Below are 8,374 nucleotides of genomic sequence, written 5' to 3'. Positions count from 1 at the left end.
CGTTTCGACGGTAGTTTAAGAGGTACTCGTGACAAGAGCCAAGTCATTGAGGAGCCGGATGAGGTGAAAGTCTCACGTCCGGTTCTGAAGACAAGTCAGAGGGGTGACTCTCTGGCTTAGTTTAATTTTACCCAACAAATGAGCAGCAAACCAAGTTAGCCAAACTGTTTGGTTGCGTTCGTGTGGTCTGGAATGATGCACTGATGCTTTGCAAAGCCTCAGAAAAATTGCCTACGGTAAATGAACTTCAGAAGCTTTGCATTACTCAGGCTAAAAAACGGGAGGAAAGAACATGGTTAAGTGAAGTCTCAAATATTCCTTTGCAGCAATCGATTCAGGATTTAGGAGTAGCCCTTAAAAACTATTTCGATTCAAGGATGGGCAAGCGCAAAGGCTTTAAGATGGGCTTTCCTAGATTTAAAAAGAAGTTAAACCAACAATCTGCAAGATTCAGAATTGGCGGATTTTCAATCAAAGGAGATGAAGTCTACCTAGCCAAAATTGGTAATGTAAAACCCATCTGGTCTAGAGAATTACCGTCTGAGCCTAGTTCAGTTACGGTAATCAAGGATTGCGCTAACCGCTATTTCCTGAGCTTTGTTGTGGAGATTGAACCTTGTGAAACTGCTGCTGAGAACCAAAGCATCGGTATCGACTTAGGCATCAAGACGTTTGCAACGCTAAGTACAGGAGAGAAGGTTTGCAGTCCTGATTATTCGAGGCTTGATCGTCAGATTCGCAAGCTTCAAAAACAACTTGCTAGACAGCTTAAAGGGTCTAATCGCTGGCATCAAACCCGAATCAGAATTGCTCGGTTACATCATCGAATAGCAGATCTTCGCAAGGATTTCTTGCACAAATTGTCTACTCGATTGGTAAGCGAGAACGCAGTAATTGTTCTGGAAGATCTCAACGTTTCCGGCATGGTAAAAAACCGCAAGCTTGCGAGAGCCATTAGCTTACAGGGTTGGAGAATGTTCAGAGAATTTTGCACTGCTAAGGCTGAGAAGCTTGTCAGAACTTTTCAGGCTATTAGCCGATGGGAACCCACTAGCCAGGTATGTTCTGAGTGTGGTTTCAAGTGGGGCAAGCTTGATCTGTCTGTTCGATCTTTGGTTTGCTTAAACTGCGGAACTGAACACGACAGGGACGAGAACGCAGCACGAAATATAGAAAAAGTCGGGACAGGGCATTGCCACGACTCTAAATGGACGCAGAGGGAAGGTAAGACTGGCTTGCCAGCACATCCCAGTGAAGCGTCAAGAATCCTAGCCCTAAAGGGCGGGGAGTATGTCAATCAAAATGCCACCGCCGGTTAATAGCGATGGCATTCTGTTTGACGAGATTAGCCCCTGGCAATCAATCCGATTACCACAGTCCTCGAACCGGCGGAGCTTGAGGAGCAGGTGGACGAGGAGCAGGAGGCGGTGGTACTGGCGGTGCAGGTGGACGGGGTGGCTGCAACGGTGCAGGCCCCGGCAAGCTGATTTCCTGCAAAGAACATCCAGCTTTGCTATAGCCAGATGCAGTCCTCAGCAATGATTCTAAATCAGTTGCCAAAGCCTGAATCTTTTCGACTGTTTCTGGAATATTGCCGACATCGACGTATAAACCAGGAACAGGATACTTCTTAATGAAGTCCAAGAAAGAAATTTTGCCATCATCACTCACGGCATTAATTAAAGCCGCGTGTATGGCAGCAGAGTTTTCCACACGGCGATGGGTTCGCAGAGTCAAAGCAATATCTTCGACTATCTCCATGCCTGTGGGACTACAAATCAAACAGGAAAAAGGAACCAGATCGAAACCGACTTCCAGAGTCATTAAACCCCGTAAAGTCTCCTCATCGATCCCCGAAGCACCGACAAGCTGCCTAATGGTTTTCGTTTTTTCCCCCGTCTCAGCAAATTCTTCGAGATCTCGGACTCGAACGGGTGCCTGAAACGGGCCATAGGTTAAAACCACTCGACTGGCAGCCACGGCACTTTGGCCACTCATCACCACACTCGCGATTGCGCCTAGAACTAATCCCGGACGGAACCGTTTGAAAATTGGTCTTTTCATTGTCAACCGATTCGTTGGAATTGATTGGTATTTGCGTTACAGCTTAAATGGAGTTGCTCAGTTTCACAAGATCTCACCTAAAAATTTAGGGTTTTAGATCAATTGATGGGGAGTCTTGTGTACGATTTGTAACATTTCTCCAGAATTGGGGAAATTTCAGACTCGAATTGATCCATTGAGGGGTCGGGATTTTTACCGATTTTCCGTGAGAGACTTCTGAGCAATTCTCCTAGCCTAACGTCTGTTATTTGACTCAACTTGACTTCACCCTAGTTGTTGCGACTCATCCCCCCTTGAACCAGACAGTCAGTTTGCAGTCCTGACTTACGGTTTTCCGACCTGTTCTGTGCGACTGAATTTAGAGTTCAAAAGTTCCCATCAATTCCGGTAATTTTTTGAGCGGCTAACAACTTTAAAATTCTTATCTTTTGGCAAAATTTTCCCCACAGATTCCACAGGTGTTCCACAAGTTGAGGCGGTGTTTTCCACAAATACAGTTCACTTTTCCACCAAAAATCACGACAGCAGTAGATCTTGATACTCTATTGGGGATTTTGCGATCGCCGACACAAAACCCCTCAGATTTCCCAGAAAATGTAAATTTTTGTAACAAAAATCAGGCGGTAAGGCTGATTATTTCGTTGCCAATTGGCGACCAGTGTCGAGGTTGTAACAGTTCTCAACATTGACAACCCCACCCCCTTCTAGCACACAATATCGACTACCGATTTATAGATTGGAGAGGGAAGACTGTACGCAGTCCCACCCCGAAAATCTCAAAAAATAGGTATTGTGTATATCACCCTGAGAGTCGTTATATGAATACAAGTGTAAGTATCCTGGCGGAAATTCCTGAAACCTTGCACGAATCCCTCCAGGGCTATCTCGACAGCCATCCGGACTGGGATCAAGATCGGGTATTTTCTGCGGCTCTGTCGCTGTTTTTCATGCAAAATGGAACAAACAACACACCAGAAGCCATCCATAGCTGTCGTCAAGCTGCCCGTATCTACTTAGAAAGCCTATTTCAATCCTGAGGACGATACCCACCTGTAAGACAATGGTGATGGGTTAGAAGTGATCACATCCCCTGACCCTATGCCCTCATTGAAAATTTCAACGTTTTATGACTCACGTACTCGATAGTTTAATCGTTGGTGCTGGCATTAGCGGCCTGAGTTTGGCTCACGCTCTCCATCAGAACCCGGAACACCAATTCTCTCTCAACATTCTGGTGAGCGAGCATCAGCCACGAGTGGGAGGAAATATTACCACCGTATCTGAAGGAGAGTTTCTCTGGGAAGAAGGCCCGAACAGTTTTTCTCCAACCCCTGAGTTCCTGAAATTAGCCGTAGACGTCGGCCTCAAGTCTGAGTTAATCTTTGCCGATCGCAAGTTACCTCGCTACGTCTACTGGAACGGTCAATTAATGCCAGTTCCGATGAGTCCTCCCGCCCTGGTGAGTACCCAACTCTTAAGTTCGGGAGGTAAACTACGAGCCTTGATGGGAGCCTTGGGGTTTGTGCCTCCGGCGATCGGACAACAACTCAGCCTGCAAAATGGCGAAGAAACCATCTCGCAGTTTTTTGAACGTCATCTTGGGTCAGAAGTCCTTCAACGCCTGGTTGAACCCTTTGTATCGGGCGTGTATGCGGGTGATCCGCAGCAATTGGAGATTGGCTCGGCTTTTGCTAGAGTGGCGCGTATGGCTTACAGTGGTGGCGGATTATTAGCGGGAGCGGTTTTATCCCGTCGTCAAAACAAAGACTCTCAAAAGGTGGCTGATCTGTCTATTCCTCAAACCAAACCGGGAGAGTTGGGTTCTTTTCGTCAAGGAATAGGCGCCTTACCGAATGCGATCGCCAAACAGTTAGGGGACAAACTCAAATTAAACTGGAAACTCACCCGTCTCGAACGCACAGAACATCTTACCTATCGAGCCGAGTTTTCCACGCCTGAAGGGGTTCAACAGGTCGAAGCGAAAACCGTTGTACTGACCACTCCGGCCTATGTCACGGCTGAAATTCTGCAATCCTTGCAGCCCCAGATGAGTCAAACGTTAACTGAAATTCCCTATCCTCCAGTTGCTTGTGTCGTTTTAGCCTATCCCGTTTCAGCCTTAAAGCAAAAATTAACAGGATTTGGCCATTTAGTTCCGAGAGGACAAGGGATTCGGACTTTAGGGACGATCTGGACATCCAGTTTGTTTCCGGGTCGCGCCCCCCAAGGTTGGCAAGTCCTCACCAGTTATATTGGCGGGGCTACCGATCCAGAAATTGGGGAGTTTGAGGATACTCAGATCATCGAAGCGGTTCATCAAGACTTGCGTCGGATCGTCCTTCAAGAAAATGTTCCTCCAAAGGTGCTTGCTGTGCATCTGTGGAAGCGGGCAATCCCTCAATACAATCTCGGACACCAACACCGATTACAACAGGTGCAAACGGGCTTAAACGCTCTGCCCGGTCTGTATTTGTGCAGTAACTATATCGACGGTGTAGCGTTAGGCGATTGTGTGCGTCGTTCTTTGGGACGAGCCAACGAGATTCGTAGTTTTTTAGAGAAATAGGGTTGAGAGAGGTTGACAGACTCCCCTCAATCCCTATCTTTCCTTGACCCGGCGATCAAACATATAACCCACGCCGCGAATCGTTTTGATCAGTACAGGTTTATTCACATCCGGTTCAATCTTCTTGCGAATCTGGCCAATATGTACGTCAACGACTCGCTGCTCACCCTCGTAATCATAGTCCCAAACCTCTTGTAAGAGTTCAGACCGTCGCCAAGCTCGACCGGGTTTGCTGGCCAAACAATAGAGCAGATCAAATTCTAGCGCACTTAAAGGCACCAGTTTCTCTTGGATGTAGACTTCACGACGAGCCGGGTCAATCAGTAGATCCCCATAGACCAAGCTACGGGGTTCACTATCGGCGACACTGCGTTGACGCTTCAAAATCGCCCGTACACGCGCACCGAGTTCCGCTAAACCAAAGGGCTTGGTAATGTAGTCATCGGCTCCTTTATCAAACCCCTTGATCTTATCGGCTTCACCCGTTAAGCTCGTGAGCATTAGAATAAAAACACTGGTACGACTTTGCATTTCCTGGCACAGAATAAAACCTGTTGTATCAGGAAGATTGACATCAAGTACAACCAGATCAGGACTAAGTTGATCGAAGAGTTCCAGCGCCGTCTGGCCATCTTTCGCCGACTCAACTTCGTAGTCTTGCTGGCTGAGATAGCGAGCAATTAAATTTCGGATTGCTGGGTCGTCATCAACCACTAGAATCTTTGCAGAAGCCATAACCACAAGGTTGAGCTGAGGGTAGAGCAAGAGTAATCAATCATCTCAATGTTAATGTAAAACTCGGGTTCACACCTAGAGATTTATCGATTTAGTTGCATTGTGTTACAGAGAACGTAAAATTTCTGACAGCAAATGAGCGGGAATTTGGGAAAGCGCTCGATTTTGTCCGGGTAAACCTGATTCATGGTAAATAGCTCGAATCGTTTTGATTATATAACTCAGAGCTATTTGATGCCGCCCTGACTCTACGGTTTTTGCAGGGGAGGTAAGCGTTTGTTGCTGACAGCCCGCTTGCAGGTGATGGTGTAATGCGGTTTCTAAATGCTCCACACGCTGCGTTTGACTGATGACCAAATGCTGATCTTTCCCCAATTGATAGTGAGCAAGTCCCAGGTTATTGTGGGTGGCTAACGGGTCAAAATTAAGCTGAGTTGGACTCAACTGTTCAACGAGAGTCAATGCCACTTCATAGGATGCGATCGCCTTTCGTAAGAATCTAGCACGAAATTCTGATTCTTGATGTCGAGAAGCCAAATGCCAGTACGCAATTCCCAGATTATTCTGAGTCGCAGCACAGGCAGGTGCATCGGTTTTAGGCGTGCGATATTTCAAGGCATTTTCATAGGCTTTAATCGCATGATGCAACCATTTATCCTCCGGTTCGTATTGGGCTAGATTCCAGTACGCCGTACCTATATTAGCCTGAATCATCCCTAACTCTCGCGGGTGTTGCTCAGGATGATAGTAACGCCCCGCTTGAATATAAGCTGAAATTGCCGCTTTCAGATGATAACTCGGTTGGGTATATTGAGCCAAATTCCAGTAAGCCGTACCCAAATTATTCTGGGTGGCAGCATAACTGAAAGCGGTCTGATTGGCTTGCTCACCATTTTGCAACTTTAACTCAGACTCTTTTGGAGTGCCAACTCCAAAATAACGAATCGCCTCACGATAGGCATTAACAGACTGTTGCAAATTCTCGACTGCATCTCGTATTTTGGCTAAATCTGTGTAAGCTGCACCTAAATTTTTTTGCAGTCTAGCATAGGCTGTCCTCTGTTGATGAGGATTGCTGTACATCAGTGCTTTTTGATAGAAAATGATACTCTGTTCTAAATGCGAGACGGCTTCAGTTGTTACGGTTTTTGCTGACTTTTCCTGATGAAACCGCATCCAATACAGTGTACCGAGATCATTCAACCAATCCACCTGTTCTGAAGGGTTTAGAATCGGATAAGCCGAACTTTCTAACTGTTGCCATCCCGTCTCGTAGGCTTCGATAATAAGCTGCATTTGGTCTTGAGAGGTTAATCCCGCTTGCATCTGTTGTCGCAGACGCTCACTCAAGATTCGATAGGCCCGAGTTAGTTGTTTGACAGAGACAGAACTTTTCTGAAGTCGCTGGATTTGTTGTAGCGTTTGGGTCAAATCCGGCGTTTTTTTAACCGTTACGGCTGGCTCTATCGTTAACTGTACTCCTCCCTTTAAAACCTTTTCAGGAGCCTGTGCAGCTAATTTAACCGCCCCTGATGCCACGTTTGAAGGCAACGGGTTATGAGTTTTGAGTTGTTTGTTTGAACTGATGCCGCCAACACTGAGAAGCCGAGTTTTTCGGCGTTGACTCAGATGTGAAACCTTGATATTGTGTTTTGAAACCGGATTTTTGTCTAAGTCTTGATTTTCTGGGGTCATCGGAATTGCTGGTGTCGGTTCTCCGATGAACTCAAACACCCCTGTCCGCCATCGCCAAAATTCTGGGGCTGACTGTTCAATACACCGCAACCAAGGCGAAGGAATCCACAACAACAGGCTAAACTCTAACTGGGGTAAATGGCTTTCTAAAGTTCGGAGATGATGCAAAAAAGACCATTGAATCGCCGCAGGTTGTCGCGTCAGTTTCTCTACGCCTAATATTTGAAAGCCCACTGAGCAATTAACACCAGGATTTTTCGCGAACCACTGCTCAATTTGAGTGATCAAATTCGGCTGATCTAAATTTAATATCAAACTGACCCAGTGAGTCAAGACCAATGATGAACTTTCGGGTCTGTTTTTTGAAGTTGAGCTAATATGTTGTTGAGAAGTTGTCCGTTTGGTAAACTCGGCTTGTAAACGAGTGATCATTCTTTGACGCAACGGCAAGTCATCACAGACGGCAATTAAAACTTGACGTCGTAGGTTTAACAGCAATGCACGTTTTAAGCGCAGATAAACCTGCTGATTCACTCCTGACCCCTTAGAAGACGCAATTGAGAGCGCAGTCATGCGACATTAAGAATAAGATGACATCACATCAGCTTTAATCAGCAATTTCATTCAAATCATGTATCCTGTTAACACAGAATCATTGATTGATCAAGATAAGACAGCATTCATACTCTTTATTTCCTAGCTTAATTTTGTCGGTCAGGATGAGTCAACAATTAGACATCGTTAAAAATTGAGCTACGGTTGGTGGTATCATCGATAGAACAGTGCGATCGCCTTAAGGATTCTATTATAGCTAACTATTGCGTGAATTGATCACCCGATCTATCCGAAAGGTATTAACTCCTTTTTGTTTGATGAGAAACATACATTTTTTCAGAACCTGCCCCTACCATTCAAAAACAATTTTCTATCAGTTATAGCGGTGTGCGATCGTATGAGGTACAAACCAGAAACCCGGTTTCTACAAGAAACCGGGTTTCTAATCAATTTTCTATCAGTTATTGATGAGAAACATACATTTAAAATTCCATCGGACTCCAATCTCCAACGGGAATAAACGCCGCCCAATAATAAGGATGTTGATATTGAGAGGAATTCAACATCTCTAACTGTGTTTGACGCCACGCATCCGAACGTCCTTCATTTTGCAGTAACCGTTGATAATATTTTATCATCAATTCCTTCGTTCCATCATCATTTACTTTCCACAAACTCATTAATTGACTTTCCGCCCCCGCCAACGTAAACGCCCGTCTCAACCCATAAACCCCTTCCCCATTTTCTATGCTTCCTAAC

The 8,374-nt window shown here is 45.6% G+C and carries 6 protein-coding genes and 1 pseudogene; 3 read left to right on the top strand and 4 right to left on the bottom strand.

The window, feature by feature from the left end; genetic code table 11:
* Positions 1-137: 137 nt before the first annotated feature.
* Positions 138-1,319, top strand: a pseudogene (locus tag VB836_RS29985) (RNA-guided endonuclease InsQ/TnpB family protein); the annotation flags it as partial.
* A 49-nt stretch (positions 1,320-1,368) separates the two neighbouring features.
* Here VB836_RS29985 and VB836_RS29980 read toward each other — a convergent pair.
* On the bottom strand, positions 1,369-2,064 hold the full coding sequence (locus VB836_RS29980; RefSeq protein WP_046280764.1) for an alpha/beta hydrolase: 696 nt from the start codon (positions 2,062-2,064) through the stop codon (positions 1,369-1,371).
* Between the two features lie 818 nt (positions 2,065-2,882).
* Between VB836_RS29980 and VB836_RS29975 the strand changes: the two genes are divergently transcribed.
* Positions 2,883-3,101, top strand: coding sequence for a DUF2811 domain-containing protein (locus tag VB836_RS29975; protein ID WP_046280763.1), 219 nt, complete (start codon positions 2,883-2,885; stop codon positions 3,099-3,101).
* Positions 3,102-3,190: 89 nt separating this feature from the next.
* Positions 3,191-4,630: a protoporphyrinogen oxidase gene (gene hemG / locus VB836_RS29970; RefSeq protein ID WP_323225175.1), complete on the top strand. Its 1,440-nt coding sequence runs from the start codon at positions 3,191-3,193 to the stop codon at positions 4,628-4,630.
* Positions 4,631-4,663: 33 nt separating this feature from the next.
* Here the strand turns inward: hemG and VB836_RS29965 are convergent, their stop codons facing one another.
* The 3 genes from VB836_RS29965 to VB836_RS29955 all read right to left on the bottom strand — a co-directional run.
* A complete protein-coding gene (locus VB836_RS29965; protein WP_323225173.1) occupies positions 4,664-5,365 on the bottom strand; it encodes a response regulator transcription factor in 702 nt (233 codons plus the stop codon).
* A 105-nt stretch (positions 5,366-5,470) separates the two neighbouring features.
* Positions 5,471-7,633, bottom strand: a complete 2,163-nt coding sequence (locus VB836_RS29960) for a tetratricopeptide repeat protein (protein ID WP_323225171.1) — start codon at positions 7,631-7,633, stop codon at positions 5,471-5,473.
* A 464-nt stretch (positions 7,634-8,097) separates the two neighbouring features.
* On the bottom strand, positions 8,098-8,374 hold a 277-nt coding region (locus tag VB836_RS29955; protein ID WP_323225169.1), incomplete at its 5' end, for a CHAT domain-containing protein.

It is taken from the genome of Limnoraphis robusta BA-68 BA1 (assembly GCF_034932365.1).
In the GTDB taxonomy this organism is placed as follows: Bacteria; Cyanobacteriota; Cyanobacteriia; order Cyanobacteriales; family Microcoleaceae; genus Capilliphycus; species Capilliphycus robustus.
The sequence above is the reverse complement of the archived record's forward strand: the minus strand, read 5'-3'. Positions and strand labels throughout refer to the sequence as shown.

What these genes read in the sequence shown, in the direction of transcription:
- VB836_RS29980 (WP_046280764.1), bottom strand. Translation starts at nt 2,064, where the DNA reads ATGAAAAGACCAATTTTCAAACGGTTCCGTCCGGGATTAGTTCTAGGC.
- VB836_RS29975 (WP_046280763.1), top strand. Translation starts at nt 2,883, where the DNA reads ATGAATACAAGTGTAAGTATCCTGGCGGAAATTCCTGAAACCTTGCAC.
- hemG (WP_323225175.1), top strand. Translation starts at nt 3,191, where the DNA reads ATGACTCACGTACTCGATAGTTTAATCGTTGGTGCTGGCATTAGCGGC.
- VB836_RS29965 (WP_323225173.1), bottom strand. Translation starts at nt 5,365, where the DNA reads ATGGCTTCTGCAAAGATTCTAGTGGTTGATGACGACCCAGCAATCCGA.
- VB836_RS29960 (WP_323225171.1), bottom strand. Translation starts at nt 7,633, where the DNA reads ATGACTGCGCTCTCAATTGCGTCTTCTAAGGGGTCAGGAGTGAATCAG.